This is a genomic window from Streptomyces sp. NPDC057743, from assembly GCF_042798755.1.
GTDB lineage: Bacteria > Actinomycetota > Actinomycetes > Streptomycetales > Streptomycetaceae > Streptomyces.
This window is the reverse complement of record NZ_JBHVJX010000005.1, coordinates 93,702-120,276: the sequence shown is the minus strand read 5'-3', so window position 1 is coordinate 120,276 and position 26,575 is coordinate 93,702. Positions and strand designations below refer to the sequence as shown.

Sequence of the window (26,575 nt, the reverse complement as noted above, 5' to 3'; positions counted from 1 at the left end):
GCGGGACCTGCCGTCAATCCCGCCGTCAATCCCGCAGCAGACGATCGCGATGCGCCAGCAGGAAGTCCCTGAACTCCGCCACGGGGACGGTGGGTTGGCGCCCGCGGAGCCAGATGAGGGCGATGTCGCGGACGGCGTTCGGGCCGTCGACGGTCAGTTCGGCGACGCCGGGGCGCGGTACCGCGGGGGAGGGGAGGAGGGCCACCCCCAGGCCGGCGGCCACCAGGCCGCGGAGGGTTTCGACCTCCTCGCCCTCGAAGGCGATCCGTGGGGTGAAGCCGGCCGCGGCGCACAGTCGGTCGGTGATCTGCCGTAGTCCGTAGCCCGAGGGGAGGGAGACGAAGGCGTCGTCCCGGACCTCGGCAAGCCGGGCCTGGCGGCGTCCCGCCAGCGGGTGACTGGCGGGTACGACCAGGCGCAGCCGCTGGCGGTGTACCCGACGGGCCGTCACATCGACTTCGTCGGGCGGTGGCGAGATGAGGGCGAGGTCCAACTCCCCGGTGCGCAACCGGGACAGCAGCGCGGCGCCGTAGTCCTGCATGAGTTGGAAGCGGATGCGCGGACGGCGTTCGCTGAACTCGCGTAGCAGGTCGGGGACGGTGGACGGACCGAGGGTGTGCGGGAAGCCGAAGGCGATGCGACCGCCGTGCGGGTCGGCGGTTTCCTGGACGGCGCGGCCGCCGCGTTCGGTGTGGGCCAGGGCGCGTTCGGCGTGGGTGAGCAGTGCCCGGCCGGCGGAGGTGAGCCGGACGCTGCGGCCGTGTCGGGAGAGCAACTGCACGCCGAGGTCCGCCTCCAGTCGGGCGATGGTGCGGCTCAACGTCGGCTGGGGGACGCCGAGTTCGGTGGCGGCGCGGGTGACGTGTTGGGACCGGGCCACGGCGACGAACTGCGCCAGTCGCGGTGAGAGGAGAAGCGCCATGGACTCGGGGGCCAGAGGGATCGGGGATGCTCCCGTTCCGACCGGCTCCTTCTCCGGGCCCGCTATCTCGCCGTCGCCGTGCTCTGGCACCCGCACTACCTCCACTGATGCAAATCCGCATCAGTATCGCACCGTTGTGCCATTGGACGCATCGATCGGCGCTGCCTAGCGTCGCCACCATGGTGCACTTCCGTACGGGGGCCCCTGCCCCCACTCCCCTTACCCCACCGGCCGACGCCAGCAAGCTGGTGCCTGGGACGTCGGCCTACCGCCGCGCCATCACCGCCCTCTTCGCCGCCGGCGTCGCCGTCTTCCTGTTGCTGTACGTCAACCAGGGCCTGTTGCCGGAGATATCCGACGAGTTGCAGGTCACCCCGGCAGTGGCCAGTCTCACGGTCTCGGCGACCACCGCAGCCGTCGCGCTGGCCCTGCTGCCGCTGAGCGCGCTGTCGGAGAAGTACGGGCGCACACGCGTGATGACCGCGGCGGTCTTCGCCTCGACGGTGATCGGACTGGCGCTGCCGTTCGCCACCGACATCCGCGTCTTCATCGCGCTGCGGGCCCTCCAGGGTGTTGCGGTGGCGGGTCTTCCCGCCACCGCCATGGCCTACCTGGCCGAGGAGGTCTCACCCAAGGCGGTCTCCTCGGCGATCGGTCTGTACCTGGCCGGCAACAGCATCGGCGGTATGAGTTCGCGCTTCGTGGCGGGCCTGGTCGCGCAGTGGAGCAACTGGCGTGTCTCGCTTGGGGTGTTGGGCGTCGTCGCGCTGCTGTGTGCGGTGGTCTTCCGCCTCACGGTGCCCGCCGCGGCCCACTTCCGTTCCGCGCCCATCAACCCAAAGGCGGTGGCCCGCACGGTCTCCGGTCACCTGCGTAATCCGCTGCTGCTGCGGCTGTACTTCCTCGGCGCGCTGTTCATGGTGGTCTTCGGCGCGGTGTTCACGGTGCTGGGGTACCGGCTGTCTGTGGCACCGTTCGACCTGCCTGAGGGCGTGATCGGCGCGTTCTTCCTGATCTATCTGGTGGGGACGGTGACCTCGACCTACGTCGGGCGGTTCGCCGAACGTTTCGGGCGCCGCACGGCCCTGTACGCGGGCATCGTGGTGGTCACCGCGGGCGTCCTGGTCACGGTCTTCGACAGCATCGTGGCGATCGTGGTGGGGCTGGTCCTGGTCACGGCCGGCTTCTTCACCGGCCATGTCGTTGCCTCCAGTTCGGTGAGCAGCAACGCCCCGACCGGTCGCGCCCAGGCATCCGCTCTCTACTTGACGATCTACTACGTCGGCAACAGCATCGGCGGCACGGTGGCGGCCGCCGCGTACCACGGCGTGGGATGGCTGGGGGTGGTCGTGGTGTGCCTGGCTTCGATGGGGCTGGCGGCACTGATCGCGGTGCGCAGGTTCTGACCCGTGCCCAGCTCCGCGGTTCCACACCGTTCCACGCGACGGCACGGCCACCAAGCAACCCAACGGCTCGACGTTCCAACAGCCTGGTGGCCCAGTCATCCGGCGCCCCAACGCCTCCCGGATACATCACGGTTCGTGATCAGTGTCAGCTCGGATTGTGCCTTGGACGGCGTCGGGTCCGGTGTTGGACTGGTCGCAGCGCCGCGGCCCCGAGCCAAGTCAACCGGGGTCGCGTGCGGTGAATCCCAGCTCGATGTCCCAGTCGAGTCCGTTTCGATACCCCGGAGAACACCATGCCGCTGATCCAGGTGCAGCAGACCCCCGGCAAGACCGCCGAGCAGAAGGCCGAGTTGGTCCGCGAGTTGACCGATGCGTATGTGAAGGCCACCGGCTCCAAGCCGGAGAGCGTATGGGTGACCGTTCAGGAGATCGACACCGACAGTTGGTCGGTCGGCGGCGAGACGCTGGCCGCGCGTGCCGCCAAGCGCTGATCCGGCCCGTCTGCCCGGCCGCCTGCTCGTCCGTCCGCCCATCGTGGCGGGCGGACGATCTGCGGCCCGGCTGACCGCGCCGCTGCTCTGCCCGGCTCGCCGGCCGGATGGGATCACCCGTCAAGCGCGGCCAGGCAGTCCAACGCCCGCGCCGTCGCGGCCTCGCTCGCGGGCAGCAGCGGCAGCCGTACCGCCGGTGTGGGAATCCGCCCTTGAGCTGCCAACACTGCCTTCACCACGGCTGGGTTGGGTTCGGAGAAGACCGCCTGGGCAAGCGTTGCCAGCCGGTGGCCGAGCGGGCGGGCGAACTCCACGTTCCCCTTGTCCCAGTCATCGAGCAGCTCGACGAAACACGGGGTGGCCAGGTGGCCGGTGGCGAGGACCCCGCCCGCCGCGCCGAGGGCGAGCAGCGGAGCGGGGAAGGCGTCCTCCCAGGCCGGCACGGCGAAGTCGGGCGGCAGGTAGCCCAACAGCTCAACGGCGTCCTGGTCCACCGAGCCGGTCGCCAACTTCGCGCCGACGACCCCGCGCATCAGGGCCAGTTGGCGCAGCGTACGCGCTCCGAGCGGCTGCCCGGTCGATGTCCCGCCGCACGCGCACCGTCCACCGTGCCGGCGCCGCCAACCACCCGGCCGCCGATGACCTGGCCGCCCATCCGGCACTCAAGCTGGAGCGGGAGCTGCTCGCCGAGGCGTTGCACTGCGGTACGCCGACGCTGGGCGTGTGCCTGGGGGCCCAACTCCTCGCCCGCGCCCAGGGCTTGACGGTGCGGAGCGGCGCCGAGCTCGGCCGGGAGAGCGAGATCGGTTGGAGCCCGTTGCGCGGCGTGGACCGTGACGACCCGGTCGTCGGCCCGTTGGCGGACGCTCCGGCCGTTCTCCATTGGCATGGTGACCGCATCGTGCCCGGCGCCGACACCCGCGTGCTGGCGCGTACCGACACCACCGAGTGCCAGGCATTCCGCATCGGCCCGGCTGCCTGGGGCCTCCAGTTCCACCTGGAGGTGACGCCGGGCCTCCTTGACGACTGGCTCGCCGAACCCTCGTTCGTCGCCGAGGCCACGGACGCCCTCGGCCCGCAGGCCGTGGACAGGCTGACGGCCGATGCCCGTACCGTCGCCCCGGCCCTGCGCCCGCTGGCCGAGCAGAGCTTGGCCCACCTGCGTGGCCTCTTCGAGGCCCGCGCCAACGGCTAGGACTGGCTGGGCCGTGATCACGTGACGGGGAAGAAGGAGACGGGGAAAAGGATTGGACGGGGTGACGCTCGGGCTTGTAGCTTTCCGTTGACCGTGACACCGCCCGAGGAGGTGAGACCCATGAACGCAGTATCGACGTGGGTGCTCCCCCTTCCCGTCACGGCCGGCGATTGACGTAGGTGTCGCCGGGAGCGCCTCGACCACAAGGCACTCCCGAAAGGCAACACCTATGTACTCTCTGCAATTCACCGCCGAGTCGTCGTCGAACGGCATCGTCGAGCGCGACTTCACCGTGGGCGACGTTCCCGGAGTTCTCTGGTCGCCGGCCTCCGGCGCCGATCGTGCGCCCCTGGTCCTGATGGGCCACGGCGGCGGCGCCCACAAGAGGCACCCGTCGATGCCTGGCCGGGCCCACCGTCTCGTGACCGGCTGCGGGTTCCACGTCGCCGTCATCGACGCGCCCGGTCACGGCGACCGGCCGCGCACCGCACACGACGAGCAGGAAATCGCCGAGCTGCGCAGGGCGCAGGCGGCGGGCGAGCCGGTAGGCCCGATCGTCGTCCGTTACAACGCCCGCCTGGCGGAGCTCGCCGTGCCCGAGTACCAGGCAACCCTGGACGCCCTTCAGGCACTTCCGGAGATTGGCGCCGAGGGGCCGGTGGGCTACGTCGGCATCGGTCTGGGCACCGGGATCGGGGTGCCGCTGGTGGCCGTCGAGCCCAGGATCACGGCCGCGGTCTTCGTCTCGACCTACCCCGATGTTCTGGTCGACAAGGCCAAGCAGATCACCGTCCCGATCGAGTTCCACCTGCAGTGGGACGACGAGCTCATCCCGCGTGAGGCCGGCCTCGCGCTGTTCGACGCCTTCGCCTCGAAGGAGAAGACGCTGCACGCCAACGCGGGCAAGCACCTGGAACTGCCCAGGTTCGAGGCCGACAGTGCGGTCCGGTTCTTCGCCCGGCATCTTGGCCAGGCGGCCACCTCAGCGGCCTGACGATGAGCGGCGGCGCCCGGTCCGCACATCGGGCGCCGCCGCCACCGCGGCCGGCGCGAGCACGGCCATGTGACGCCCGCGGAAGCCGAAGCCTCGGCATGGCCGGCCTCGCCCAGGTGGTGTCTGTGAGGGCAGTGTGCACGCCATGCGACACCATGCCGCGCGTGCCAACACCGCGAATTCAGACCGCCGTTGTGCGAGTGCCGCTGCTGCCTGCGCGCGGGCCGACGAGGACGCGGGAGAACAGGCGCGGGTCGGCCAGCGTCAGGGGCCCGGAGGTCATATGGAAGAGGCCGGAGAAGGCGGTGTAGATCTTCGGGTCGTGCGGGACGGTGTCGATCAGGCGATTCAGGAACCAGTTACCTGCCTTGACGGGCCAGGCAAGCCGCGACGTTTCCCAGGCACGGTCGGGGATGGTCGCCATCAGCCAGGGCGAGACGGTCAGGCGTGCCAACTGCTTCTGGAAGACCTGCCCGTCGAGGGGCGTACCGGCACGCCGGCCACGGAGCGTCCGCTCCAGGAGGCGGGCTTCGAGACCGGCGACGGTCATGCCCTGCCCGTAGGCGGGGTTGAAGGTGCACACCGCGTCCCCCATGGCGATCAGCCCTGCGGGCCAGCGAGGAAGGCGGTGGTAGGCGATCTTGCGGTTGACGGTACGGGCGTAGCGGCGCACGGCGGAGAGGGGGGTCAGGGAGCCGATGGTGCTGGCGATGGGGCCGGGCAGGGACTGGGCGTAGGCGAGGAAGTCGTCCTCGGTGTGCGGTAGTTGGGTACCGCCGGCTCCGTGCAGGGTGACGTGGAGCGTGTTGTTCTCGACCTGAATCGCGTAGCAACCTTTGTGGAATTCGGGGGCCCGGAGGGGTTGCAGCAAACCCATCCAGGAGGGCGGGGTCTGCCCTTCCGGGTAGGTGTAGATACGTGAGGCGTAGCCGATCTGGGCGTCCACGGTTGTCGTGCGGGGAGCGGGCAGGCCGAGCGCGGCCAGCCATTGCGGTAGGTGGGAGGAGCGTCCCGAGGCGTCCACGACGAGATCCGCGGCGATCTCGTCCTCGCTGTCGCCGTCCTTGACGCGCACTCCGGTGACCTTGCCGGGGCCGGCCGTGCGCAGGCCGGTGACGATCAGTCCGTCCCGCAAGGTGACGGGCTCCAACGCCGTCACCCGCTGGCGGAGAACATGCTCCAGGAGCGGTCGGGAGAAGGTCTGGATCGGCATGCCCATCGACGTGGGCTCCGGGATGCCGTTGGGTAGCACGGCGCAGAGGCCCTCGCCCCAGTCCCACACCGGCGCACCGGCGCGTTCCAACTCCGCCCGCAGGCCGGGGAAGTACCCCTCGAAGACCTTGGCTCCCAGGGCCAGAAGGGCATGGACATGGTGCCCCTGCGGCACTCCGACCCTGGGCCCGGACGCGCTCGGAAGCGCGTCGCGTTCGATGACGGTGACGGCCTCGAAACTGTCGGCCAGAACCCGTGCGGCGGCAAGCCCCGCCAGGCCCGCCCCGATCACCACGGCGTGCCGAACGTCGGTACCCATAGGCGTACTGCTTCCTCTCCCACTGCGGCCCGAACCCCCGCCGTTCCAGGGCTTGCCCGCTCGGCTTCCAGATAATCCGAAAGCCGTAACCCGCCGAGCACGCTCCGTGGCGTGCCGATCTTCGCTCCTGGAGTGCGCCTGGCGCCTACACCGCGAGACGGCAGGCCCTGCCGCTCGTCGACGCCTGCCGCTCATGAACTGGGCCTACCGCGGGGCCGGTGTCCTCGCCCGAACTCTCGACCCCGGCACGTGGACAGCGCTCCCCGGCCCCCGGGTAGCGCGCGGTTGCGGAGGGCCGTGCAAGGAATTGTGAACACTCCTCCACCGTGAAGTCGCCCGCACTACCGTCGAGTGGGGAAGTCGTCGTGCGGGCACGGGAGCCCGTCCGGGCGCTGCGCTGTCGACCGGGCGGCACGGCGCGGAGGTGCTTGTGCCACCGCACCTCGCCGAAAACGTCATAGGGGGATCGGCATGAACAGCCAGCGCACGGCGGTGTTACGCGGTCGGGCCGTTGAACTCGCCGCCCTGGTCACCTTGTTCGCCGCCATGCTCGTCCCCTCCGTCCCCGTTGCGCGTGCCGTACCCGCCGCAGGTGCGGCACCCGTCGCACGTGCCGCGTCCGCTGCGCGCGCCGGCTCCGTCGCGCATGTCGCAACCGCCCCGCCGCACTTCACGGACGGGTTCGGGCTCACCGTGGTCAGCCAGCCGGAGTGGGTGGCCAAGCGGACGTTCGTCCTCACCGTCAAGTCCACCGAAGTCCCGGTCTACGACGCGATGCAGGGTCAGGTCTCGGGCCAGCACGTCCTCATGGTCACGGTGCCGGCCGGGTACAACGCTGCCGCGGCCACCCGCTACCCGGTGCTCTACATGCTGCACGGCGCTCCGGAGCGGCCGAACGGCCGCCGGTACCTGGACCTGTCCGAACGGGCCACCCAGGGCCGCCCGTTGATCACCGTCACGCCGAACGGCGGCGGCCGCGGCTGGTATACGAACTGGGCGAACCCCGGCTCGCGGGGCCGGCAGAACTGGGAGAGCTTCCACCTCGACCAGGTGATCCCCTTCATCGACGCCAACGTGAAGACCATCCCGTCCAGGGCGGGGCGGGCGATCGTCGGGCACTCGATGGGCGGTTTCGGCGCCTTCCACTATGCCGAGGACCGGCCGGACCTGTTCGGCTATGCGGGCAGTTTCTCCGGGGACCTCGACCTCGATGATCCGGTGATGCGTGCCGCTGTGGTCGGCAGCGGTCTGCTTCCGGCGTACGGTGCGCCTCTTGAGACGCCTGGCGCGATCTTCGGGCCTCCGGTATGGCCCCTGGACGCCGGCTGGGACAAGGCGAGCCCCGCCCAGCACGTCGGAGCGCTGCGTGGCATGGGCGTGGCGATGTACACCGGCAACGGCGGGAACCTGACGGTCGATCCGGTCCTGGCCGTGGCCGAGAAGGCAGTCGAGCGGACGACCCTGAGGGCCGCCACCGCACTGCGCGCGGCGGGCATCCCGTACCACTTGGTCGACTACGGGAACGGCGGCGCGTGGGCTTCGGGCTGCACCGGCAAGCACAGCCAGGACGCATGTCTGCAAGCCGACATGAACGACTATGTGTCGCTGATCATGAAACATCTGCACCACCCGTGACGTGACCCTCCGTGGATGCCTGGGCGGGCTCCGGTCTCGCGGCCGGAGCCCCTTCCCCTCTTGGCGCGGGCCTCGCCGTGTGTAATATTCAACGCGTGATGAATTTTAATCGCGAGCCGGCGATCCGGGCGCGCGACCTGAGCGTCGTGCGAGGCGGTCGCACCGTCCTGGAGGGCCTGGACTTCGAGGTGCCGCGCGGCCAGATCACCGGCCTGCTCGGCCCGTCCGGCTGCGGCAAGTCGACGCTCATGCGCTCGGTGGTGGGCACGCAGGCCCACGTCAGCGGCGAGCTCACGGTGCTCGGCGAACCGGCGGGCAGTGCCCGGCTGCGCTCCCGCGTCAGTTACGTGACGCAGGCGGCCTCGGTCTACCGTGATTTGACTGCGCGTCAGAATCTGGAGCACTTCGCCGCCGTCCTCGGCATCCCGCGCCGCCGGATCCGCACCGAGGCCGAACGCGCCCTCGCGGACGTGGATCTGACCGCTCGCGCTGACGTCCTGGCGGGCACCCTCTCCGGAGGCCAGCTCGGCCGGGTCTCCCTCGCGGTGGCCCTGTTGGGCACTCCCGAACTGCTCGTGCTGGACGAGCCCACCGTTGGCCTGGACCCGGTGCTCCGTCGGGACCTGTGGCACCTCTTCCACCGCATCACCTCCGAGCGCGGCGCCGCCCTCCTCGTCTCCTCACACGTGATGGACGAGGCCGAGCGGTGCCACCGGCTGCTGCTGATGCGGGGTGGGCGGATCATCGCGGACGACGCCCCGGACGCCCTGCGCGCGCGCATGGGCACCGAGACCGTCGAGGGCGCCTTCTTGAAGATCGTGGATGCCGAGAACGACAAGGGGGCGGCCCGATGAAGGCCACTCGTACCCTCGCAACCGCCAGCCGGGCGCTGCGCCAGCTACGCCACGACCCGCGCAGCATCGCGATGCTGCTGCTGGTACCGGCGATCATGCTGGTGCTGCTCTACTGGGTCTTCGACGGCGACCAGCGGTTCAACTCCACCGGGGCGTCGCTGCTCGGGATCTTCCCGCTGATCACGATGTTCCTGGTCACCTCCATCGCCACCCTGCGCGAGCGCACGAGCGGCACCCTGGAGCGGCTGCTGTCGATGCCGCTCGGCAAGGGCGAGTTCATCGGCGGTTACGCCCTCGCCTTCAGCGCCCTGGCCGTCGTGCAGGCCGCCCTCTCCACCGGCCTCGCGGTGTGGTTGCTGGACATGTCGGTCGCCGGATCGCCCTGGCTGCTGCTGGTGGTGGCGATGCTGGATGCGCTGCTGGGCACGGCACTTGGCCTGTTCGTCTCGGCCTTCGCCGCGTCGGAGTTCCAGGCGGTGCAGTTCATGCCGATGGTGGTGCTGCCGCAGTTGCTGCTGTGTGGCCTGTTCGCGCCACGCAACACGATGCAGCCGATCCTGGAGGCGGTCTCCGACGTGCTGCCCATGTCGTATGCGGTGGACGCGATGAACGAGGTGCTCACACACACCGACGTCACCGGGAACTTCGTCCGCGACACGGCCATCGTGGCAGGGGTGGCGCTCCTGGTACTGGCGCTGGGCGCGGTCACCTTGCGGCGCCGCACCGCCTGACGCGGCAGGCGGATGCAGCGCGGTCGGCTCCGTGGTGGGTGCGGTCCTCCCACGCGCCCCTCCCGGGTCGCAGACGGCTGGGATGCCCCGGTGCGGAGGGCCGCCGTAGGCTGTGGCGCATGCACCCAGCACCTTTGTCCTTCGAGGTCCGTGTCCCGGACGCGGAGATCGCCCTGCCCGCCGCCTCCGTGCACACGGATCCCGTTGCCCCTGCCTTCGGCGGCGTCCCCGGGGCGACCCGCGCGGCCGTGGTGCAGCTCTCGCCTCGGGGAGCGCGGTGACGGAGAGCGGTGAGCCGCGCCGCGGCCGAGGTCGCCCGCGTCGGGACGCTGTCGAGGACGGGCCGGGGGCCCGGGAAAGGATCCTGCTCGCGGCGCGCAGCGAATTCGGGGAGCGCGGCTACGACCGGGCTTCGGTCCGCGGCATCGCCAAGCGCGCAAAGGTCGATCCCTCGCTTGTGCACCACTACTTCGCTTCGAAGGAGGGGGTGTTCGAGGCCGCGATGGAGGTCAACATCGCGCCGGCCATGGATATCCCACAGCTCTTCCTGGCCGATGCACAGACGGATATCGGCGAGCGGCTGACCCGGTTCGTCTTCGGCATCTGGGAACACGCCCTCACCCGCGAGCCGCTGCTGGCGATGGTCCGGTCCGCGGTGAACAACGAGACCGCCGCCGCGATCTTCCGTCGCATGATCACGCGCCGAGTGCTGAAGCGGGTGACCCCGGCGCTCTCCGGCCCGGACGCCGAACTGCGGGTCGAGTTGGCGGTGGCGCAGCTGGTCGGGACCGCGATGCTGCGCTACCTCATCAAGCTGGAACCGGTCGCGTCCGCCGATGTCGACGAGCTCATTGCGCAGCTCGCGCCCGTCGTGCAGTACCACCTCACCGGGACCCCACCCACCCCGCGCACGCAGAACGCCTGACGCCGTCGACCGCGATAGCGACCCACCGCGCAGCGCGGCAGGCAGATTTCGGCATCGCTGTCGCCAGCGGTCGCGCGAATTGTCTGCGGCCGCAAAGAAACGTCATGAGCATCGAGACACCCAACCCCATTGCACAAAGCGGCATTTCATGACCTCTCCCAGAGGCCGTTACGGTCGGATTCATGGACTGGAACTTTCCGACGGCCGAACAACTCGCGGCCGCTCTGCGCGCCGGTGAAGTGACCTCGGCGGAACTGACCGACGAGGCGATCGCCCGTATCGAGCGGGACGACAAGGAAATCAACGCGATCTGTGTGCCGGACTTCGACCGTGCACGGGCCGCCGCGCGCGACGCCGACCAGGCGCGCGCCCGCGGTGCGGACCGGCCCCTGCTCGGCATTCCGGTAACGGTCAAAGAGTCCTACAACATCGCCGGACTGCCCACGACTTGGGGCATGCCGCAACACCGGAACTACCTGCCGGCCGAGGACGCCGTGCAGGTGTCACGACTCAAGGCCGCGGGCGCGGTGGTGCTCGGAAAGACCAATGTGCCCGTGAGGCTGAAAGATATACAGAGCTTCAACGAGATCTACGGCACCACCAACAACCCCTGGGACCACAGCCGCACGTCGGGCGGATCCTCCGGCGGCTCGGCGGCGGCCCTGGCGTCCGGATTCGGCGCGCTGTCCATCGGCTCCGACCTCGCCGGTTCGTTGCGCACCCCCGCACATTTCTGTGGGGTCTACGCGCACAAGCCAACGCTCGGGTTGGCGGCGATCCGCGGAATGGTGCCGCCGCCCGCCCCGGCCCTGCCCACCGATTCCGACCTCGCCGTCGTCGGTCCGATGGCGCGCACGGCCCGCGACCTCGTGCTCCTGCTCGACGTCATGGCCGGACCGGACCCGTTGACGTTCGGTGTGGCGCACGACGTGCGGCTGCCACCCGCGCGCCACGAACGGCTCAGCGACTTCCGCGTCCTGGTCCTCGACCAGCATCCGCTCATTCCGACCGGGGCCGCCGTGCGGGCGGGCCTGAACCGGGTGGCCGATGCGCTCGTCGACGGCGGTGCCCGCGTCGAGCGGCACAGTCCGCTGCTGCCCGATCTGACCGAAGCCGCCCTGCTCTACGTACAGTTGCTGTCCTCAAGCACCGCTGCGAGCGTTCCCGTCGAGGCGTACGAGCAGCTGCGGACCCGCGCCGCCGGGCTGAGCGCCGACGGCCAGAGCCTCGGTGCGGCGCTGCTGCGCGGCGTGGGCTTCAGCCACCGCGAATGGCTGGAGGCGAACAGCCGTCGCGAGCTCCACCGCCACGGCTGGCGGCGGCTCTTCGCCGAGTTCGATGCCGTGGTGTGTCCCATCACGCCCACTCCGGCGTTCCCGCACGACCACCACCCCGATCCGCTGGAACGCCGGCTCGACATCGACGGCGTCGAGTACCCGTACTTCGACCAGCTCGCCTGGGCCGGTGTGGCCACCATGCCCGGCCTACCCGCCACCGCCATACCAACGGGCAGGTCCCCCGAGGGGCTGCCGGTGGGCGCACAGCTCATCGGCCCGATGTTCGAGGACCGCACCCCGCTGAGGCTGGCCGAACTGCTTGAGCAGAAGATCGGCGGTTTCCAGGCACCGCAGTAGGGCCTACTGCTGCTGTTTGGAGGCCGAGGCCCGGATTCCCCAGGAATCCGGGCCTCGGCCGTTTGCCGGCGCCCGATGTCCGGCCGCTCGGGCTGGGGACTCAGCCGAAGAACCCGGTGATGTGGCGGACCACGGTTTCCGGCTGCTCCTCGGGGAGGTAGTGGCCGCTGTCCGCCACCAGCTCCACGCTGACGTTTGTACCGTGCCTGGGCAGCAGCTCCTTGAGGTAGGAGTAGTTCGCCGCGCCGCCCAGGGCCAGCAGCGGCATCGTCACCGGCTGGTACGTCTTCAGATCGGCGACGTCCTGCCCGAACGCCTGGTACCAGCCGTTGCCCGCGCGGATGCCGTCCGCGGAGTCGTACGCGTGGGTGTAGACCTGGCGCGCCTGCTCGTCGATGGCTTCGGGGACCTCGGCCAGCAGGTCGGCGAAGTAGTCGACCAGGTGTCGGAAGCGGCCGACCAGCAGCTTCTCGGGGAGCTCGGTGACCTGGTTGAACGCGAACCACCAGAGGTAGTAGCCGGCGGCGTCGGCCGGGGCGGTGGACTGCGGCAGCAGTCGCATCTCGTTGAAGTTCTCGTCCGGGTGGGCCACATCGAGGAGCATCAACTTGCGGACGACCTCAGGGTGGTTGGCGGCCAGCGCGTACGCGACCATCGCGCCGATGTCGTGCCCGACGAGGTTGACGCTCTCCAGGCCGAGGTGGCGCAGCAGTTCGTAGATGTCGCGGGCCATCGTCTTCTTGTCGTAGCCGGAATCGGGCTTGTCGGAGCCGCCCATGCCGCGCAGGTCGACCACGATCACGCGGTAGTGGGCCGCGAGCGCGGGCATGACCTTGCGGTACTCCCACCAGGTGTGCGGCCAGCCGGCGAGGAGGACGAGCGGTTCGCCCCGGCCGCCCGAAACGTGGTGCAGGCGGACGCCGTTGACGTCCGCGTGTGCGCTGGTGAAGTCCCCTTCCAGGGAGCGGGCAAGTTCTGCGTCCGTCGGTGTGGTGGTCGTGGGCATGGGGAGCGATCCTCACTTTTCTTGAACGAGCATTCCAGTAAAAGAGCAGGGCAGGATGCGAGGGGCTTGGTGGGGGAGCGGTTCGGTCGGCTCGGTCCAGCGATCAGCTCAGCAGGGTCAGCGCCTGGTCCAACGCGTCCCGCAGGCGCCGCTGGTCCTGGGTCTTGCTGATCACGCGCAGGCCCTGGATGAAGGTGACCAGGAAGCGGGCCAGGGCGCGCGGATCCTTGTCCGCGCTCAGTTCGCCCTGGCTCCGGGCCCTGACCAACACCGAGGTGAGCAGGGTCTCCAGCCCCGCGAGGCCCGATTCCACCAGTCGCTCCGCCTGGGCGTCGCCGGGGAGGAGCTCCACGGCGGTGTTCGTCACCAGGCACCCCTTGCGCTCCGGGTCCTCCAGAGCGCACGAGTGCAAGAACGCGCGCAGCGCGGGCAGCACCGGACCCGGCTGTGACAGTTGGTGCGTGCCCGAGCTGCCGGCGTCCTCGCAATACCGGTCCAGCGCGCGCAGATACAGCTCGTGCTTGCTGCCGTAAGTGGCGTAGATGCTGCCCCGGTTGATGCCGAGGTGGTCGACCAGGTCCTGCATGGAGGTGGCTTCGTAGCCCTTGCGCCAGAAGAGGTCCAGTGCGGCGCGCAGCGTCGCGTCGGGATCGAATGCCTTGGTCCTGCCCATGAAGGCAGCCTACGGGATCTGTACCGATCGTTCAAGAAAACCGTGGTGGCGTGGGGGAGTGAGGCGTGCACGGGGATCGATCCGGCGCAATTGGCAGGGTGGAGGGAGGCGGTGTGCTGGTCTCCCGTCAAGTCCTGAAAATGACGGTGAGTTGAGTCGAGCTCCGGTGCGGAAGCCCTCTGCGTGCCATCTGCTGGCCAAAAGTAGACCACTTGAGGGTCAGAATTCGACATGGACATGCTTTGTTCATCTGAAGCCTCTACCCGCATAGACAACGGGTCTGGTGCCATGTCGCCAAGTGCCCGGAATCCCGCCGGGCCCGACCACGGAGCCCCCATGCGATCGACACGACGACTCGCCTCCGCGACCACGGCCATCGCGCTCACCGCCGCAGGTCTCGTCCTCACCGTCGGCAACGCGCACGCCGCGACCTGTTCCCAGTCACACCTGCCGCTGCCCGATGCGAACTGCCAGCCGGGCGCCTACAACCCCGACGTAACCCAGTCGACCATCAACTCAACGATATGCGTGCCAGGTTGGACCAAGACCGTGCGCCCGCCGGCCTCCTACACCACCCCGCTGAAGGTCAAGCAGATCGGCGAGTACGGCTACTCCGACACCAACACCGCCGACTACGAGGAGGACCACCTGGTCCCCCTCGAACTCGGCGGGGCGCCCCGCGACCCCAAGAACCTGTGGCCCGAACCCCGCTACGGTGACCAGCCGGCCGCCAGCAAGGACTCCGTGGAGAACAAGCTGAAGGTGGCGGTGTGCAACGGCACCGTCAAACTCGACGCCGCACGCAGCGCCATCGCCACCGACTGGACCACGGCCCTTGCCAAGGTCGGCATCGGCTGATCCCCGAGTGGGCCCCCAACCAGCCCTGTTGGGGGCCACCCGCCGCCCCGCGGACATCGGGCTCAGGGTCCGCCGCAAAGGTTTGCCGGTTCGACGCCCACTTCCGGTGCATGATGTTCCTCAACGGCCAGCAAAAGTCTGGGAGTTTAGGGAGAGGGGGTGGCCCCGTTGACGGCGATACACGTGACGACGTGGGACGAGACCGGGGGTGAAGGTGTACCCGCGGTCTTCGTGCACAACATCTTTACCTGGGGTACCGATGAGAACTACGGGTTCGCGGCACAGCGGCCGCTGGCCGACCGCTACCGCCTGCTCCTGATGGACCGCCGCGGCTACGGCGGCAGCCCCGACACCGAGCGGAGCGACTTCGAGACGGACGCCGAGGATGTTGCTGGCCTGCTCGGCGAAGTGTGTGACGCCTCCGGCAACCACAGCGGCGGCGCGCATCTGGTCGGGCACGGTTACGGCGGGGTAGCCGTGATGCTCGCTGCCGCCCGACGGCCCGACCTCGTCCGGTCCCTGACGCTGATTCAGCCGTCCGTCTACCACGCGGCCGCCGAGCACCCCTCCGTCGCGGCGCTGCTGCGTCGGGTGGCGGAAGTGGCGCCCGGCGTGCCGGAGTCCATGACGCCGGAGGAGTTCCTGCGCGCCTCGACCGAGGGGATCGGGCTGCCTGTACCGGAGGCGACCCCGCAGCGGCTGCGGGCGGTCGCCGCCTCGATGCGTGAGCGGCCTGTCTGGGAGGCGCGGGTGCCCCTGGAGCCCCTGCGGGCGGCGCCCTGGCCGACGTTGGTGATCTGCGGCACCTGGGAGGACGCCCCCGAGTTGTACCGCACCTACGTCGGGGAACCGCAGATCGCCTGCGCCGAGGCCGTCGCAGATACGGTCGGCGCCAGGCTGCTGCGCGTCCCGGGCTTCTACCCGCACACGCAGCAGCCCCTGGCCGTCAACGCGGCTCTGCGGGAGCTGTGGGGGTAGCGGCCAACGTCCGTGCGGAACAGGTTAGTTGGAGCGGGGGCGCCGGTGAAGGACATCCCCCGCGCCCGTCGGCGAGATCCCGCTCGGCCGCGCTGACGTTCACCAGGCGTGTGGTGCTCGTCCCCTCAGGAGATGGGCGCCTCGCGCAGGCTGCGGAAGAAGGCCCGGATGTCGTCGACGAGCAGGTCCGGTTCTTCCATTGCGGCGAAGTGGCCGCCCCGGTCGAACTCCGTCCAGCGGACGATGTTGTTGGTCCGTTCGGCGATGTGGCGCAGGGCAATGAAGTTCTCTTGCGGGAAGGAGGCGAACGCGGTGGGGGTCGTCGAGGGCTCCGGCGGGTTTCCCCGGTAGGCGGCGTGAGCGCGTTCGTAGTAGATGCGTCCGGAGGAGCCGGCGGTCCCGGTCAGCCAGTACAGCATCACGTTGGTGAGGAGGTGGTCGCGGTCGACGGCGTCCTCGGGCCGGTCCGCGGAGTCCGTCCACTCCTTGAACTTCTCGGTGATCCAGGCGAGTTGGCCGATCGGTGAGTCGGTGAGTGCGTAGGCGAGGGTCTGCGGGCGGGTGGACTGGATGTCCGCGTAGCCCTGTCGGTCGCGGGTCCACGCCTGCATGCGCTCCCAGGAGGACCAGGTGCGCGCCTGTTCCGCGGGGCTGAGGGCGGCGAGTTCGTCCTCCGTCGGTTCGGCCGTCGCTCCGGCGCCGGGGATCAGGTTCAGGTGGACGCCGATGACGTGGTCGGGGCGGATGCGGCCCAGCTCGCGGGAGATGGCCGATCCCCAGTCGCCGCCCTGGGTTCCGTAACGGTGGTAGCCCAGGCGCCGCATCAACTCGGCGAAGGCGGCCGCGACACGTTGGTACTCCCAGCCCCTTTCGTGGGTGGGGCCGGAGAAGCCGAAGCCGGGGATGCTCGGCAGGACCAGGTGGAAGGCGTCCGCGGGGTCGGCGCCGTGCGCCCGGGGGTCGGTGAGTGGGCCGGCGATCCGCTCGAACTCGACGACGGAACCGGGCCAGCCGTGCGTGATGACCAGCGGGGTGGCATCCGGTTCGGGGGAGCGGATGTGGGCGAAGTGGATGTTGGTGCCGTCGATCGTGGTGGTGAACTGTGGCCACTGGTTGAGTCGGGCCTCCGCCGCCCGCCAGTCGTACTCGTGTCGCCAGTAGTGCGCGAGTTCCCGCAGGTAGTCACGCGGGACGCCGTAGTCCCAGCCGGCGTCGGGCAGTTCGTCCGGCCAGCGGGCGCGGTCGAGCCGGTCGTGCAGGTCGTCCAGGTCGCTGTCCGGGATCGAGATGCGGAACGGCCGGATGCTGTCGTCGGGTGATGTCGTCATGGGGGTGGAGCTTAGGGTCTGTCCGAGGCGGACCTGGCGCTTCCGAGATCGACATTTTGTGCCGGTCGTGGCGCCGCCGCGTTGCGGATGGCGGGTGGTGGTCGGACAGTGCCTTGCGCTCAGTCCACTGGCCGCGCTGCGGCGGTGCTGGTCGCCATCGCGATCTGGCCGCGCGGCGCGGACGACGCCTCGTAGCTACGCGGGGCTGCGCCCCAGTCCGGGGCGCGCGAGGTCTTCTGCGTCAACGCCCGTGCAGGCAGGATGAGTCGAGCGCTATGGGTCGAGCGCACGCGGCAAGCGCACGCGGCAAGTCGGAAACGATCGGTCCGGCACCCTTCGGACCCAATGAAGGCCCGACGAAGACCCGATGAAAGCCCGCTGAAGACGACAAGGGGCCGGACATGACGGACCGCTTCACCCCCACCCCCGACGACAAGTTCAGCTTCGGCCTGTGGACGGTCGGTTGGCGGGGCCGGGACCCGTTCGGGGACGCCACCCGCGCCGCCCTCGACCCGGTCGAGTCCGTCCACCGGCTCGCCGAACTCGGGGCGTACGGAGTCACGTTCCACGACGACGACCTGATCCCCTTCGGCGCGAGCGAGACGGAGCGCGACGCGCACCTCAAGCGGTTCCGACAGGCGCTGGAGGCCACCGGCCTGACGGTCCCGATGGCCACCACCAACCTCTTCACCCACCCGGTCTTCAAGGACGGTGCGTTCACCGCCAACGACCGCGCCGTGCGTCGCTACGCACTGCGCAAGACGATCCGCAACATCGACCTCGCGGCCGAACTGGGCGCCGACACCTACGTCGCCTGGGGCGGCCGCGAGGGCGCGGAATCCGGCGCAGCCAAGGACGTACGCGCCGCCCTCGACCGACTCAAGGAGGCGTTCGACCTACTCGGCCAGTACGTCCTGGAGCAGGGCTACGACCTCCGCTTCGCGATCGAGCCCAAGCCCAACGAGCCACGCGGCGACATCCTGCTCCCCACCGTCGGACACGCCCTGGCCTTCATCGAGCGGCTGGACCGCCCGGAGCTGTACGGCGTCAATCCGGAGGTCGGCCACGAGCAGATGGCCGGCCTCAACTTCCCACACGGCGTGGCCCAGGCGCTGTGGGCGGACAAGCTCTTCCACATCGACCTCAACGGCCAGTCCGGCATCAAGTACGACCAGGACCTCCGGTTCGGCGCGGGCGACCTGCGCGCCGCCTTCTGGCTCGTCGACCTCCTGGAGACTGCCGGCTACCAGGGCCCCCGCCACTTCGACTTCAAGCCACCGCGCACCGAGGACTTCGACGGAGTGTGGGCCTCCGCCGCGGGCTGCATGCGCACCTACCTGATCCTCAAGGAGCGCGCCGCCGCCTTCCGCGCCGACCCGCGCGTCCGGGAGGCGCTGCGCGCCGCCCGCCTGGATGGCCTCGCGCGCCCCACGGCGGAAGACGGCCTCGCCGCCCTGCTCGCCGACCACACCGCCTACGAGGAGTTCGACGCCACCGCCGCCGGCGAACGCGGCATGGCCTTCGAGCAGTTGGACCAGCTGGCGATGGAGCATCTGCTGGGCGCTCGATGACGTGACGGGCGCTCCTCACCACCCCCCACCCCGCCGAGGAGGAACTGGACATGGGCCCAAAGCGAAGGGCGTTGCTCTGCGCCGCGAGTGCCGCGATCCTCACCACGTACGCGCTCGCGCTCCCCACGACCTCAGCGGGGGCCGTGGCCGCTTCCGCGAGCCGTGCCCCCGCCTTCGAGGAAGTCTGGAGCACGGGCTTCGACGGTGCCGCGGGATCGCCCCCGTCCGCCGCCGACTGGATCACCGACACCGGTACCGGCTACCCGGGAGGCGCGCCCAACTGGGGTACCGGGGAACGGGAGACGTACACCAACCGTCCGGAGAACCTCCAGCTCGACGGGGTGGGACACCTCAAGATCACCGCGCAACGGGACGGTGCCGCCTGGACCTCGGGCCGGATCGAGACCCGGCGCACCGACTTCGCGGCCCCGGCCGGGGGCAAGCTCCGGATCGAGGCGAGCATCCGGGTGCCCGACGTCTCCGGCGGCGCCGCGCTCGGCTACTGGCCGGCGTTCTGGACGCTCGGCGCCGACTTCCGCGGTAACTACCAAAACTGGCCGGGCATCGGCGAGTTCGACATCATGGAGAACGTCAACGGTCTCAACAAGGTCTGGGGCACCCTGCACTGTGGCGTCACCCCCGGGGGACCGTGCAACGAGACCCAGGGGAAGGGAAGTTCCCGGGACTGCCCGGGCAGCCCCTGTCAGGCCGGCTTCCACACCTACGCGCTGGAGCTCGACCGCACCAACCCGGCCGCCGAATCGCTGCACTGGTACGTCGACGGCCAGCAGTTCCACACCGTCAACGCCTCCGAGATGGACGCCGACACCTGGGCCAAGGCCGCCCACCACGGCCACTTCCTGCTGCTCAACCTCGCCATGGGCGGCGGCTTCCCGGACGGCGTGGCGGGCTCACCCACCCCCACCGACGCCACCAAACCCGGCGCTTCGATGCTCGTCGACCACGTTGCGGTTTCCGTGCAGAAGCCGGCCGCCTCGGGTACCGGGGCGGCCGGCCCAGCCCGGTCGGTAGGGCACTGAACCGCGTTTCATGTCAGGGCAAGTCGCCGTGTTCGTAGACGGTGACGGCGTAGGGGCGATGGGTGGCGGTCTCGATGTGCTCGGAGTGTTGGGTGAGTCGTTGGGCGCTGTCGAATGGGCGGTGAAGTCGGCGGGATTCCGGCCAGGGATGTACCGCTACGAGGAGGCCCTGCGGGGCGAGTAGGGCGGCGATGCGTGAGCACGCCGTCCGTAGCCGTTCCTGGCCGCCTAGGTAATAGAGCAATTCCGAGCAGAAGACGAGGTCGAACAGGCCGTCGGGGCTGTCTTCGAAGATGTTCAACGCCGTGAAAGTGACGTTGTCGAGCCCTTGGGCGCTGGCACGTCGGCTGGCCCGTTCCAGAGCGCGTTGGGAGATGTCCACGCCCACCACTTCGGCGGTCGGGTAGGCATCGGCCACGCGGCGGGTGAACGTCCCTTCGCTGCAACCGATGTCCGCGATGCGCCGGTACGGTCGCGGCGGGATACGCGCCAGGGTCGTTGTGTACTTGGCGGTCTCGTACGGCGCGACCTCGTGCTTCCAGGGGTCCGGGCGGCGGTGCTTGTGTTCGAAGCAAGCGCGGAGGAATTTTCCGTGGTACTCGGAGGAGAGCAGGGAAGTGAGGTTGAACAATCCGCGGTGCACCTTGTCGCCGGCGGTGCGGAGGCGTTCCATGGCAGCTCTTTCGGTCGTTCGGTCGGGATGCCGTTGAGGGTCGAATTGGCTATCTGGTGGGTCTTCTTCTCGGTTTCGCGGGATGGTTCTTTTGGGTGATTGCCCACGCTTTCCCGCGAGCGTTTGCGCGGGGTGAGGAGCGTTCAGGGGCTGCGGCCGTGGTTTCGGTGCGGTGAAGTGACGGTGTGGCTGGCTAAGTTGGCCCGGTGGTCATGGTGGGTGGCGAGATCCGTAGGTATGCGGCGCTGGGTGCGCTGGGGTCGGCACTTCTGGGGGCGGGGGGTTGGAGCGCGGGAGCGCTGACGCTGGGGGAGCGGGACGGGGTGTGGGGAGTGCCGGCCCCTTCGCTGGTGTTGTTGGGGGCGGTGGCGGCGTACGCGGGGCTCTCGCTGTTGGTGGTGGCCTGGTGGCAGTTGGGCGCGCTGTTGCGCGACGGTGGGGCGGTGAGTCGGCGGCAGCAGTGGGTGGTGCTGGGGTGCTGGGCCGCACCGATGGTGCCGGGTCCGTTGCTGTTCAGCAGCGATGCCTACAGCTATGTCGCTCAGGGGGCTGTCGCGCATCGGGGGTGGGACGCGTACGAGGTGGGGCCCGCGGCGTTGGGGGGTGTGCTGCCCGGCGATGTCCCGGGGATGTGGCGGGGGACGCCCGCGCCGTACGGACCGCTGTGGGTGGCGGTCTGCGAGGCGGTGGTGGCCGTCACCGGGGAGCACCATGTGGTGGTCGCGGTGTGGGGGCTGCGACTGCTGGGGCTGGCGGCACTCGGCTTGTTGGCGTGGGCGGTGCGTTGGCTGGCCGGTGCGACGGGTGCGGGCCAGGCCGGGGCGTGGTGGGCGGCGCCGCTCAACCCCCTGCTGCTGGTGCATGTGGTGGGCGGGGTGCACAACGAGGCACTGATGCTGGGGCTGTTGCTGGCCGGCCTGGTGCTCTTCCGCCGGGGTTATTGGCGGGCGGGGACGGCGGTGTTGACCCTGGCCGCCCTGGTGAAGGCCCCGGTCGGGGTGGCGCTGTTGTGCGCGGGGGCCGCGGCCGTGGCGGCGCGACCCGGCGGACGGCCGCGTGTGCGCAGGGCGTTGGCGATCGCCGCGGTCGCCGGAGGGACGTTGCTGGCGGGGGTGGCGGCGTGCGGACAGGGCTGGGGGTGGCTGCACACGGTGAGTACCCCGGCCAGGGTCGTGACCCTGCTGTCGCCAACTACCGCCGTGGGCTGGGTGTCCGGGGCCGCGCTTGCCGGGCTGGGATGGGGTACGCAGACCGCGGCCCTGACGGTGGTACGGGGCGTGGGCCTGCTGGCGGGGGCGGGTGTGGTGGTGTTCTGGGTGCGTCGCGCGCCTCGGGTCGGGGTCGAGTACGCGGTGGGCATGGCGCTGCTCGGCCTGGTGGTGAGCGCGCCGGTGGTGCAGCCGTGGTACCTGCTGTGGGGCGTGGTCCCGCTGGCCGCGGTGGCATGGCCCCTGTTGGCCCGCACCTGGGTGAAGGCGGCGACGGTGGTGATGGTGCTGGTCACGCTCCCCTCGGGGCAGAACCCGGAGCGGGCCTATCTGTTGGCGGCGGTCACGGGTGTGCTGCTGGTGGCGGCGGTGTGTGCGGCGCGGGCCTGGCGCGCAGGGCGGATGTGCGTCCCCACCGCAGCAGCCAGAGCGCCCCGGTGACCAGTCCCAGGGGGATCTCCAACGCCTGGGTGAAGACGGCGAAGAGCAAGGTGCCCGCCGCGACCGGCCCCGGGGCGCCGCCGAGGGCCACCAGCGCGACGGTGACCGCGCTCTCGGTCACCCCGATCCCGTTGGGCGTCACCGCGATCTGGGTGAGCATCCGGCTGGCGGCGAACACCGCGAGGGCGGGCCCCGCCGCCGTTCCCGCCCCCGTCGCGTACAGGCAGGCCAGGAACAGCAGGCCCTGCGCGGCCAGGGTCGCGGCCATGCCCCACAGCAGCCTCCGCCAGGAGCGGTGCACCACTCCGCGGCACTCCGCACACCAGCGCCTCAGCCACCGGCGTACCCGGAGGCCAACGCGCCCTCCAAGGCGGCGGGTTAGGGGCAGCGACGCCAGGCGGCGGGCCGGCCGGAGGCCAGCGCGTCCGGCGACCCGCCAGCCGACCGCGGCCAGCAGTGACGCCGTGAGCACGGTGGCGCCCGCTCCCGCCGCCCAGCCGATGCCGGGGATCGCGGTGCGCACCAGGAGCAGCGCCCCCAGCGCGGAAATCAGCAGGCGGGCGCCGACGTTGCACACTCCCGTCACGCCGACGCACGCGGCGATGGCCGGTGGGCGGTGCCCCCATCGCTGGGCCATCGCATAGGTGACGGCCACCCCGGCGCCGCCGCCGAGGGGGAGGAGGTTGCTGCACGCGCTGCTGGTGCAGTTCAGCATCAGCGCCCGAGGGCGGGAGAGCCCGGGGAGCGCGGCGCTCAGCACAGCGGTGTAACTCCACAGCGACCCCGCCCAAAGCCCGCACAGCAACAGGCACTTGCCCATACCGATGCCCTTCAGGCTGACGCCGATCTCCGCCCACTGCGCACCGGCTGCCTTCGGTACGGCCAGGACCAGCAACACCACTCCGGCCAGCAGCGGCCCGGTGCCCAGTACGGCCCATGCGGCGCGCGGCAGTTGGGCGATGCGGTGGTTCACTTGCCCCGGGCCCTGGGCGCTGCCGCCACCTGGCGCGGAACGGTTGCCAGCGGGTCGTCGAGCACGGTGCCCGGCGGCAGGCCGCGTTGGATGTACCACTCGGTGCCCAGCGCGTAGCGGAAGACCAGGCCGGGCAGGCGGCGCAGCGCGGCCAGGGTCCGTACGGAATCCCCGCCGGTGGCCTGGCTCGCGTGGGCGGCCATGCTGGCCCGCTTCGTCCTCCAGAGACCTCTTACCGAGACCCGGTGGGTGATGTCCGCACCGGGCGCGTACGCCTGCCGGAAGGCGTCCCGGTCGAAGTGGGGCGGGAAACGGTACAGCCACGAGGCCGCCCGCAACCCCCGCAGCAGCACGTCGCGATCGACGGTGGCCTCCAGCACGACGGGCGTTCCGGCGAGGGCGGCGGCCCGGTAGCCGACCCGGTGCACCTGGAGGTGGTCGGGGTGCCCGTAGCCGCCGGCCGGGTCGTAGACGGTCAGCAGTTCGGCCCGCTCCTCGGTGAGCACCTCCGCCAGGCGGCCGGCCGCCTCCTCAACATCCGCTCCGGCGAACGGTACCGGGCACTCGGCGGGCTGCCCCGCCGCCCCGTCGCGGTGCGGCACAGGGGCGTGGCCGGAGTCGGCGTAGCCGAGGAAGACGACCCGGGCGCAGCCCAGGATCCGCGCCGCGGCATGGGCCTCCCGGTGCCGCACTTCCCCCAGCCCCTGCCCCCTCAACTCCGGGGCGGCGAGGCCGCCTTCGCCGGAGGTGGCCAGCACGAGGACCACGCGATGCCCTTGCCGGGCCAGCCGCGCCATGGTGCCCGCCGTGAGCAGCGCCTCATCGTCCGGGTGGGCGTGGAAGAACAAACAGGTATGGTGCACGTTGGGCGTTCTACCCTAAGGCGTCAGCTAATGCACCATCAAGTGATGGAGTGTCCCACGTGATCGTGCATATCTCGGACTGCTTTCCGCCCCGCACCGGCGGCATCGAGTCCCAAGTAGCCGCGCTCGCCGCGGCACAGCACTGCGCGGGGCAGGACGTTCACGTCGTCACGGCCACTCCCGCGGCGTCCGGCACGGGTCCCGACTGGCCGTACCCGGTGCACCGCGTCAGCGCCCGGCTTCCACGCCAGATGCCGATACACCCGCGTGCGGGACGGGAGTTGGACCGGCTGCTGGACCGGTTGGACCCCCCGGTGGTGCATGTCCACGTCGGCGCGATCTCCCCCTTCGCCTGGGCGGCACTGGGCTGCGCACGTCGCAAGCGCATTCCCACGGTGGTCACCGTGCACAGCATCTGGGACGCCGCGGTGCGCGCCGTGTACGGAGCCCTGCGCCGCACGGGGCCGGCCCCGGTCGCACCGACGACCATCACGGCGGTCAGCCGGCCGACCGCCTGGCGGGTACGGCAGGCACTGCCCCGCACGTCCCCCCTGGTCATCCCCAACGGCATCGACGTCTCCTGGTGGCGCCACCAGACCCCCGTTGCGGCCGAGGAGGACGAGGTGCGGGTCGCCGCCGTCGGCCGGCTGGTACCGCGCAAGGAACCGATGGAACTGCTGGCGGCGCTGCGGGCCGCCCACGCACGGTTGGCCCGGCACGACATTCGGCTGCGCGCGACCTTCGTCGGCACCGGCCCCAGCGCCCAGTCCATGCGCAGCTACATCCTCCGTCACGGCATGGAGCCATGGGTCCGGCTCACCGGCCGCATGGACTCCGTCGGGGTACGCCAACTGCTCGCCGCGACGGACCTGTTCGTGAACCCCTCCCGGCGCGAAGCCTTCGGGATCGCCGCCCTGGAAGCCCGCACCTGCGCGGTGCCCGTCCTCGCCCGCCAGGACACCGGCGTCGCCGACTTCGTACGGCACAACCGCGAGGGCGCGCTCTGCCGCCACTCCGCCTTCTCGCTCGTCGACGAACTGGTGTGGCTGGCCCGTACCCCCGGAGCCCGGCACGCTCTGGCGGAACACAACCGCCAGACCCTGCCCACCCAGTGCACATGGCCGGCCGTCACCGAAGCCTTCGCCTACGCCTACGAGACGACCGCACGCACCGGGAGCATCGGATGACCACCACGGAGCATCCCGAAGACCCCGTTCCCGACGGCAAGGAAGCGGCGGAGCGGGCTGGTGGTCCCCTCCTCGGGACGGTGCGCGATGTGGCGGCCCGGCAGGCGAAGTGGGTGCTGCTCGGCTGCGTCGTGGCGATGCTGCTGGCGGCGTGGGTACCCGCGTGCTGGCCCGGGAACATGGTGGATCTGCGGGTGTACCGGGAAGCCCCCTCGCACCTGCTCACCGGCGACCTGTACGCCTTCCGGCTGCACCTGCCCGGCCTCGACGCCTTCCCGCTGCCCTTCACCTACCCGCCCTTCGCGGCAGCGCTCCTCCTCCCGTTGTCCCAAGCAGTCTGGCCACTGCTCGCCGCCGCATGGTGTGCGGTCTCGATCCTCGCCCTCGTGGTGTTGACCCACTGCTGTCTGCGGATGGCCCAACCCGACGTGCCGGAGGGACGGCACCGGCAGGGTGTGCTGCTGTGGAGTGCCGGGCTGCTGTGCCTCGAACCCGTCACCTACACCCTGGTCTTGGGGCAGATCAACCTGCTGCTCGCGGCACTGGTGCTGTGGACGGTACAGAGGCGGTCACCGGTGCTCGCGGGGCTCGGTCTCGGCACAGCTGTCGGTATCAAACTCACCCCCGCCGTCACCGTCCTGTACGTGCTGCTGCACGGCCGCCGGCGAGCGGCGCTGTGGTCGATTGCCGCCTTCGCCGCCACCGTGGCAGTCGGCTGGGCCGTGGCGCCCGGCCCCTCAAGGGAGTTCTGGTTTCACGTCCTCGGCGACACCTCGCGGGTCGGACCGGTCGGCTCGGTGGTCAACCAGTCGCTGCGCGGCGCCCTTTCGCGCACCCTCGGCCACGACGTCGGCTGGTCCACCCCCTGGTGGTCACTCGCCCTGCCCGCTGGCCTGCTCGCCCTCCGCGCGGCCGTGCGCACCGCCCGCCGCGGCGACGCCCTGGGCTGCCTCGCCGCGGCCCAACTCCTGGGCCTCCTGATCAGCCCCATCTCCTGGGTACACCACTGGGTATGGGCCGTACCCGCCGTGGTGTGGCTGGCCTACGACGCGCGTCGCACCGGCTGGCACACCGCGGCCCTCACCGCCTGGTGCACGGTCACTCTCGGCCATGTCGTCTTCTGGCTGGAGCGGCCGCAGACCGACGTGTGGGCCATCGCCCGCCCCTGGTACCTCTGGCTGCCCGGCTGGAGCTACCCGCTCTGCGCCGTGCTCACCCTCACCGCAATGCTCCGCCCCGGCTCACCGACCGTTCCTCGTCAGCCTGAAGCCGCCTTGAAGCCGCCTGGTCGCGGAAGGTGACGATCCAACGACGGGCCCGATGGCGACACCACGGCGGAAAAACTGCTGGTCAGCCGCGTGCATCCCGGGCTGACCGGTGCCGTGTGGTCAGGCCGGGACATCGGGGTGACGATGGGAGCAACTGCCCATCGTGTTCGCCTCATGCCTGGGCGCGGAG

At 70.6% G+C, this 26,575-nt stretch carries 27 protein-coding genes; 17 read left to right on the top strand and 10 right to left on the bottom strand.

All coding sequences use genetic code 11. The features are described 5' to 3' along the window. Positions 1 to 25: 25 nt before the first annotated feature. The gene (locus ACFVFQ_RS07410; protein ID WP_383410796.1) at positions 26 to 922 is read right to left on the bottom strand and encodes a LysR family transcriptional regulator; all 897 of its coding nucleotides are present in this window, start codon (positions 920 to 922) and stop codon (positions 26 to 28) included. A gap of 179 nt (positions 923 to 1,101) precedes the next feature. On the opposite strand from ACFVFQ_RS07410, the gene ACFVFQ_RS07405 reads away from it, so the two are divergent. Continuing rightward, on the top strand, positions 1,102 to 2,328 hold the full coding sequence (locus tag ACFVFQ_RS07405) for an MFS transporter (RefSeq protein ID WP_383410278.1): 1,227 nt from the start codon (positions 1,102 to 1,104) through the stop codon (positions 2,326 to 2,328). A 293-nt stretch (positions 2,329 to 2,621) separates the two neighbouring features. After that, positions 2,622 to 2,819, top strand: coding sequence for a 4-oxalocrotonate tautomerase family protein (locus ACFVFQ_RS07400; protein ID WP_383410275.1), 198 nt, complete (start codon positions 2,622 to 2,624; stop codon positions 2,817 to 2,819). 113 nt (positions 2,820 to 2,932) lie between these two features. On the opposite strand, the gene ACFVFQ_RS07395 is transcribed toward ACFVFQ_RS07400, so the two are convergent. After that, positions 2,933 to 3,481: a dihydrodipicolinate synthase family protein gene (locus ACFVFQ_RS07395; protein WP_383410272.1), complete on the bottom strand. Its 549-nt coding sequence runs from the start codon at positions 3,479 to 3,481 to the stop codon at positions 2,933 to 2,935. Between ACFVFQ_RS07395 and ACFVFQ_RS07390 the strand changes: the two genes are divergently transcribed. Together ACFVFQ_RS07390 and ACFVFQ_RS07385 are read left to right on the top strand one after the other, a co-directional pair. Beyond that, entirely contained in the window at positions 3,400 to 4,014 is a 615-nt protein-coding gene (locus ACFVFQ_RS07390; protein WP_383410269.1) for a type 1 glutamine amidotransferase, read from the top strand. The two genes, ACFVFQ_RS07395 and ACFVFQ_RS07390, sit on opposite strands and share 82 nt — an antisense overlap. 229 nt (positions 4,015 to 4,243) lie before the next feature. After that, positions 4,244 to 5,008: an alpha/beta hydrolase gene (locus tag ACFVFQ_RS07385; RefSeq protein WP_383410266.1), complete on the top strand. Its 765-nt coding sequence runs from the start codon at positions 4,244 to 4,246 to the stop codon at positions 5,006 to 5,008. Positions 5,009 to 5,189: 181 nt separating this feature from the next. Here the strand turns inward: ACFVFQ_RS07385 and ACFVFQ_RS07380 are convergent, their stop codons facing one another. Then, positions 5,190 to 6,539: an FAD-dependent oxidoreductase gene (locus tag ACFVFQ_RS07380; RefSeq protein WP_383410261.1), complete on the bottom strand. Its 1,350-nt coding sequence runs from the start codon at positions 6,537 to 6,539 to the stop codon at positions 5,190 to 5,192. Positions 6,540 to 7,010: 471 nt separating this feature from the next. On the opposite strand from ACFVFQ_RS07380, the gene ACFVFQ_RS07375 reads away from it, so the two are divergent. The 6 genes from ACFVFQ_RS07375 (at position 7,011) to ACFVFQ_RS07350 (ending at position 12,318) form a co-directional block, all read left to right on the top strand. Then, positions 7,011 to 8,174, top strand: coding sequence for an alpha/beta hydrolase (locus ACFVFQ_RS07375; protein WP_383410257.1), 1,164 nt, complete (start codon positions 7,011 to 7,013; stop codon positions 8,172 to 8,174). 98 nt (positions 8,175 to 8,272) lie between these two features. After that, complete coding sequence (locus ACFVFQ_RS07370) at positions 8,273 to 9,028, top strand: ABC transporter ATP-binding protein (protein WP_383410793.1); 756 nt, start codon at positions 8,273 to 8,275, stop codon at positions 9,026 to 9,028. Then, positions 9,025 to 9,759 (top strand): ABC transporter permease, encoded by a 735-nt coding sequence (locus ACFVFQ_RS07365; RefSeq protein ID WP_383410251.1) that lies wholly within the window; start codon positions 9,025 to 9,027, stop codon positions 9,757 to 9,759. The genes ACFVFQ_RS07370 and ACFVFQ_RS07365 overlap by 4 nt, the downstream gene beginning before the upstream one ends. A 119-nt stretch (positions 9,760 to 9,878) precedes the next feature. Next, positions 9,879 to 10,040 carry a hypothetical protein gene (locus tag ACFVFQ_RS07360; protein ID WP_383410246.1) on the top strand — a complete coding sequence of 54 codons (162 nt, stop codon included), beginning with the start codon at positions 9,879 to 9,881 and terminating at the stop codon, positions 10,038 to 10,040. After that, complete coding sequence (locus tag ACFVFQ_RS07355) at positions 10,037 to 10,684, top strand: TetR family transcriptional regulator (RefSeq protein ID WP_383410243.1); 648 nt, start codon at positions 10,037 to 10,039, stop codon at positions 10,682 to 10,684. The genes ACFVFQ_RS07360 and ACFVFQ_RS07355 overlap by 4 nt, the downstream gene beginning before the upstream one ends. A 182-nt stretch (positions 10,685 to 10,866) precedes the next feature. Next, a complete protein-coding gene (locus ACFVFQ_RS07350) occupies positions 10,867 to 12,318 on the top strand; it encodes an amidase (RefSeq protein ID WP_383410239.1) in 1,452 nt (483 codons plus the stop codon). Between the two features lie 100 nt (positions 12,319 to 12,418). Here the strand turns inward: ACFVFQ_RS07350 and ACFVFQ_RS07345 are convergent, their stop codons facing one another. Further along, positions 12,419 to 13,324 (bottom strand): alpha/beta fold hydrolase, encoded by a 906-nt coding sequence (locus ACFVFQ_RS07345; RefSeq protein ID WP_383410234.1) that lies wholly within the window; start codon positions 13,322 to 13,324, stop codon positions 12,419 to 12,421. Between the two features lie 103 nt (positions 13,325 to 13,427). Beyond that, complete coding sequence (locus tag ACFVFQ_RS07340) at positions 13,428 to 13,997, bottom strand: TetR/AcrR family transcriptional regulator (protein WP_383410230.1); 570 nt, start codon at positions 13,995 to 13,997, stop codon at positions 13,428 to 13,430. Positions 13,998 to 14,333: 336 nt separating this feature from the next. Between ACFVFQ_RS07340 and ACFVFQ_RS07335 the strand changes: the two genes are divergently transcribed. After that, positions 14,334 to 14,855, top strand: coding sequence for a hypothetical protein (locus tag ACFVFQ_RS07335; protein WP_383410227.1), 522 nt, complete (start codon positions 14,334 to 14,336; stop codon positions 14,853 to 14,855). Positions 14,856 to 15,023: 168 nt separating this feature from the next. Beyond that, the gene (locus ACFVFQ_RS07330; protein WP_383410224.1) at positions 15,024 to 15,833 is read left to right on the top strand and encodes an alpha/beta fold hydrolase; all 810 of its coding nucleotides are present in this window, start codon (positions 15,024 to 15,026) and stop codon (positions 15,831 to 15,833) included. 125 nt (positions 15,834 to 15,958) lie between these two features. Here ACFVFQ_RS07330 and ACFVFQ_RS07325 read toward each other — a convergent pair whose 3' ends face one another. Together ACFVFQ_RS07325 and ACFVFQ_RS07320 are read right to left on the bottom strand one after the other, a co-directional pair. Next, complete coding sequence (locus ACFVFQ_RS07325) at positions 15,959 to 17,161, bottom strand: epoxide hydrolase family protein (protein ID WP_383410221.1); 1,203 nt, start codon at positions 17,159 to 17,161, stop codon at positions 15,959 to 15,961. Positions 17,162 to 17,280: 119 nt separating this feature from the next. After that, complete coding sequence (locus ACFVFQ_RS07320; RefSeq protein WP_383410218.1) at positions 17,281 to 17,406, bottom strand: hypothetical protein; 126 nt, start codon at positions 17,404 to 17,406, stop codon at positions 17,281 to 17,283. A gap of 156 nt (positions 17,407 to 17,562) precedes the next feature. Between ACFVFQ_RS07320 and xylA the strand changes: the two genes are divergently transcribed. After that, the gene (gene xylA, locus ACFVFQ_RS07315) at positions 17,563 to 18,732 is read left to right on the top strand and encodes a xylose isomerase (RefSeq protein ID WP_383410215.1); all 1,170 of its coding nucleotides are present in this window, start codon (positions 17,563 to 17,565) and stop codon (positions 18,730 to 18,732) included. Between the two features lie 50 nt (positions 18,733 to 18,782). After that, positions 18,783 to 19,772, top strand: coding sequence for a glycoside hydrolase family 16 protein (locus ACFVFQ_RS07310; protein ID WP_383410212.1), 990 nt, complete (start codon positions 18,783 to 18,785; stop codon positions 19,770 to 19,772). A 13-nt stretch (positions 19,773 to 19,785) separates the two neighbouring features. Here the strand turns inward: ACFVFQ_RS07310 and ACFVFQ_RS07305 are convergent, their stop codons facing one another. After that, on the bottom strand, positions 19,786 to 20,445 hold the full coding sequence (locus ACFVFQ_RS07305) for a class I SAM-dependent methyltransferase (RefSeq protein ID WP_383410209.1): 660 nt from the start codon (positions 20,443 to 20,445) through the stop codon (positions 19,786 to 19,788). A 212-nt stretch (positions 20,446 to 20,657) separates the two neighbouring features. Between ACFVFQ_RS07305 and mptB the strand changes: the two genes are divergently transcribed. Next, a complete protein-coding gene (gene mptB, locus ACFVFQ_RS07300) occupies positions 20,658 to 22,094 on the top strand; it encodes a polyprenol phosphomannose-dependent alpha 1,6 mannosyltransferase MptB (protein ID WP_383410790.1) in 1,437 nt (478 codons plus the stop codon). On the opposite strand, the gene ACFVFQ_RS07295 is transcribed toward mptB, so the two are convergent. Together ACFVFQ_RS07295 and ACFVFQ_RS07290 are read right to left on the bottom strand one after the other, a co-directional pair. Then, positions 21,997 to 23,067, bottom strand: a complete 1,071-nt coding sequence (locus ACFVFQ_RS07295; protein WP_383410205.1) for a YbhN family protein — start codon at positions 23,065 to 23,067, stop codon at positions 21,997 to 21,999. The genes mptB and ACFVFQ_RS07295 overlap by 98 nt on opposite strands. Beyond that, complete coding sequence (locus ACFVFQ_RS07290; protein ID WP_383410199.1) at positions 23,064 to 23,915, bottom strand: PIG-L deacetylase family protein; 852 nt, start codon at positions 23,913 to 23,915, stop codon at positions 23,064 to 23,066. The genes ACFVFQ_RS07295 and ACFVFQ_RS07290 overlap by 4 nt, the downstream gene beginning before the upstream one ends. 74 nt (positions 23,916 to 23,989) lie before the next feature. Between ACFVFQ_RS07290 and ACFVFQ_RS07285 the strand changes: the two genes are divergently transcribed. Both ACFVFQ_RS07285 and ACFVFQ_RS07280 read left to right on the top strand, forming a co-directional pair. Further along, on the top strand, positions 23,990 to 25,117 hold the full coding sequence (locus ACFVFQ_RS07285; protein ID WP_383410196.1) for a glycosyltransferase family 4 protein: 1,128 nt from the start codon (positions 23,990 to 23,992) through the stop codon (positions 25,115 to 25,117). Beyond that, the gene (locus ACFVFQ_RS07280; RefSeq protein ID WP_383410193.1) at positions 25,114 to 26,418 is read left to right on the top strand and encodes a glycosyltransferase 87 family protein; all 1,305 of its coding nucleotides are present in this window, start codon (positions 25,114 to 25,116) and stop codon (positions 26,416 to 26,418) included. Before ACFVFQ_RS07285 ends, ACFVFQ_RS07280 begins: the two co-directional genes overlap by 4 nt. The last annotated feature ends 157 nt before the right edge of the window (positions 26,419 to 26,575 follow it).

Coding starts and splice junctions, on each gene's coding strand:
- ACFVFQ_RS07410 (WP_383410796.1), bottom strand. CDS start 922: ATGGCGCTTCTCCTCTCACCGCGACTGGCGCAGTTCGTCGCCGTGGCC.
- ACFVFQ_RS07405 (WP_383410278.1), top strand. CDS start 1,102: ATGGTGCACTTCCGTACGGGGGCCCCTGCCCCCACTCCCCTTACCCCA.
- ACFVFQ_RS07400 (WP_383410275.1), top strand. CDS start 2,622: ATGCCGCTGATCCAGGTGCAGCAGACCCCCGGCAAGACCGCCGAGCAG.
- ACFVFQ_RS07390 (WP_383410269.1), top strand. CDS start 3,400: ATGTCCCGCCGCACGCGCACCGTCCACCGTGCCGGCGCCGCCAACCAC.
- ACFVFQ_RS07385 (WP_383410266.1), top strand. CDS start 4,244: ATGTACTCTCTGCAATTCACCGCCGAGTCGTCGTCGAACGGCATCGTC.
- ACFVFQ_RS07380 (WP_383410261.1), bottom strand. CDS start 6,539: ATGGGTACCGACGTTCGGCACGCCGTGGTGATCGGGGCGGGCCTGGCG.
- ACFVFQ_RS07375 (WP_383410257.1), top strand. CDS start 7,011: ATGAACAGCCAGCGCACGGCGGTGTTACGCGGTCGGGCCGTTGAACTC.
- ACFVFQ_RS07370 (WP_383410793.1), top strand. CDS start 8,273: ATGAATTTTAATCGCGAGCCGGCGATCCGGGCGCGCGACCTGAGCGTC.
- ACFVFQ_RS07365 (WP_383410251.1), top strand. CDS start 9,025: ATGAAGGCCACTCGTACCCTCGCAACCGCCAGCCGGGCGCTGCGCCAG.
- ACFVFQ_RS07360 (WP_383410246.1), top strand. CDS start 9,879: ATGCACCCAGCACCTTTGTCCTTCGAGGTCCGTGTCCCGGACGCGGAG.
- ACFVFQ_RS07350 (WP_383410239.1), top strand. CDS start 10,867: ATGGACTGGAACTTTCCGACGGCCGAACAACTCGCGGCCGCTCTGCGC.
- ACFVFQ_RS07345 (WP_383410234.1), bottom strand. CDS start 13,324: ATGCCCACGACCACCACACCGACGGACGCAGAACTTGCCCGCTCCCTG.
- ACFVFQ_RS07340 (WP_383410230.1), bottom strand. CDS start 13,997: ATGGGCAGGACCAAGGCATTCGATCCCGACGCGACGCTGCGCGCCGCA.
- ACFVFQ_RS07335 (WP_383410227.1), top strand. CDS start 14,334: ATGCGATCGACACGACGACTCGCCTCCGCGACCACGGCCATCGCGCTC.
- ACFVFQ_RS07325 (WP_383410221.1), bottom strand. CDS start 17,161: ATGACGACATCACCCGACGACAGCATCCGGCCGTTCCGCATCTCGATC.
- xylA (WP_383410215.1), top strand. CDS start 17,563: ATGACGGACCGCTTCACCCCCACCCCCGACGACAAGTTCAGCTTCGGC.
- ACFVFQ_RS07310 (WP_383410212.1), top strand. CDS start 18,783: ATGGGCCCAAAGCGAAGGGCGTTGCTCTGCGCCGCGAGTGCCGCGATC.
- ACFVFQ_RS07305 (WP_383410209.1), bottom strand. CDS start 20,445: ATGGAACGCCTCCGCACCGCCGGCGACAAGGTGCACCGCGGATTGTTC.
- mptB (WP_383410790.1), top strand. CDS start 20,658: ATGGTGGGTGGCGAGATCCGTAGGTATGCGGCGCTGGGTGCGCTGGGG.
- ACFVFQ_RS07280 (WP_383410193.1), top strand. CDS start 25,114: ATGACCACCACGGAGCATCCCGAAGACCCCGTTCCCGACGGCAAGGAA.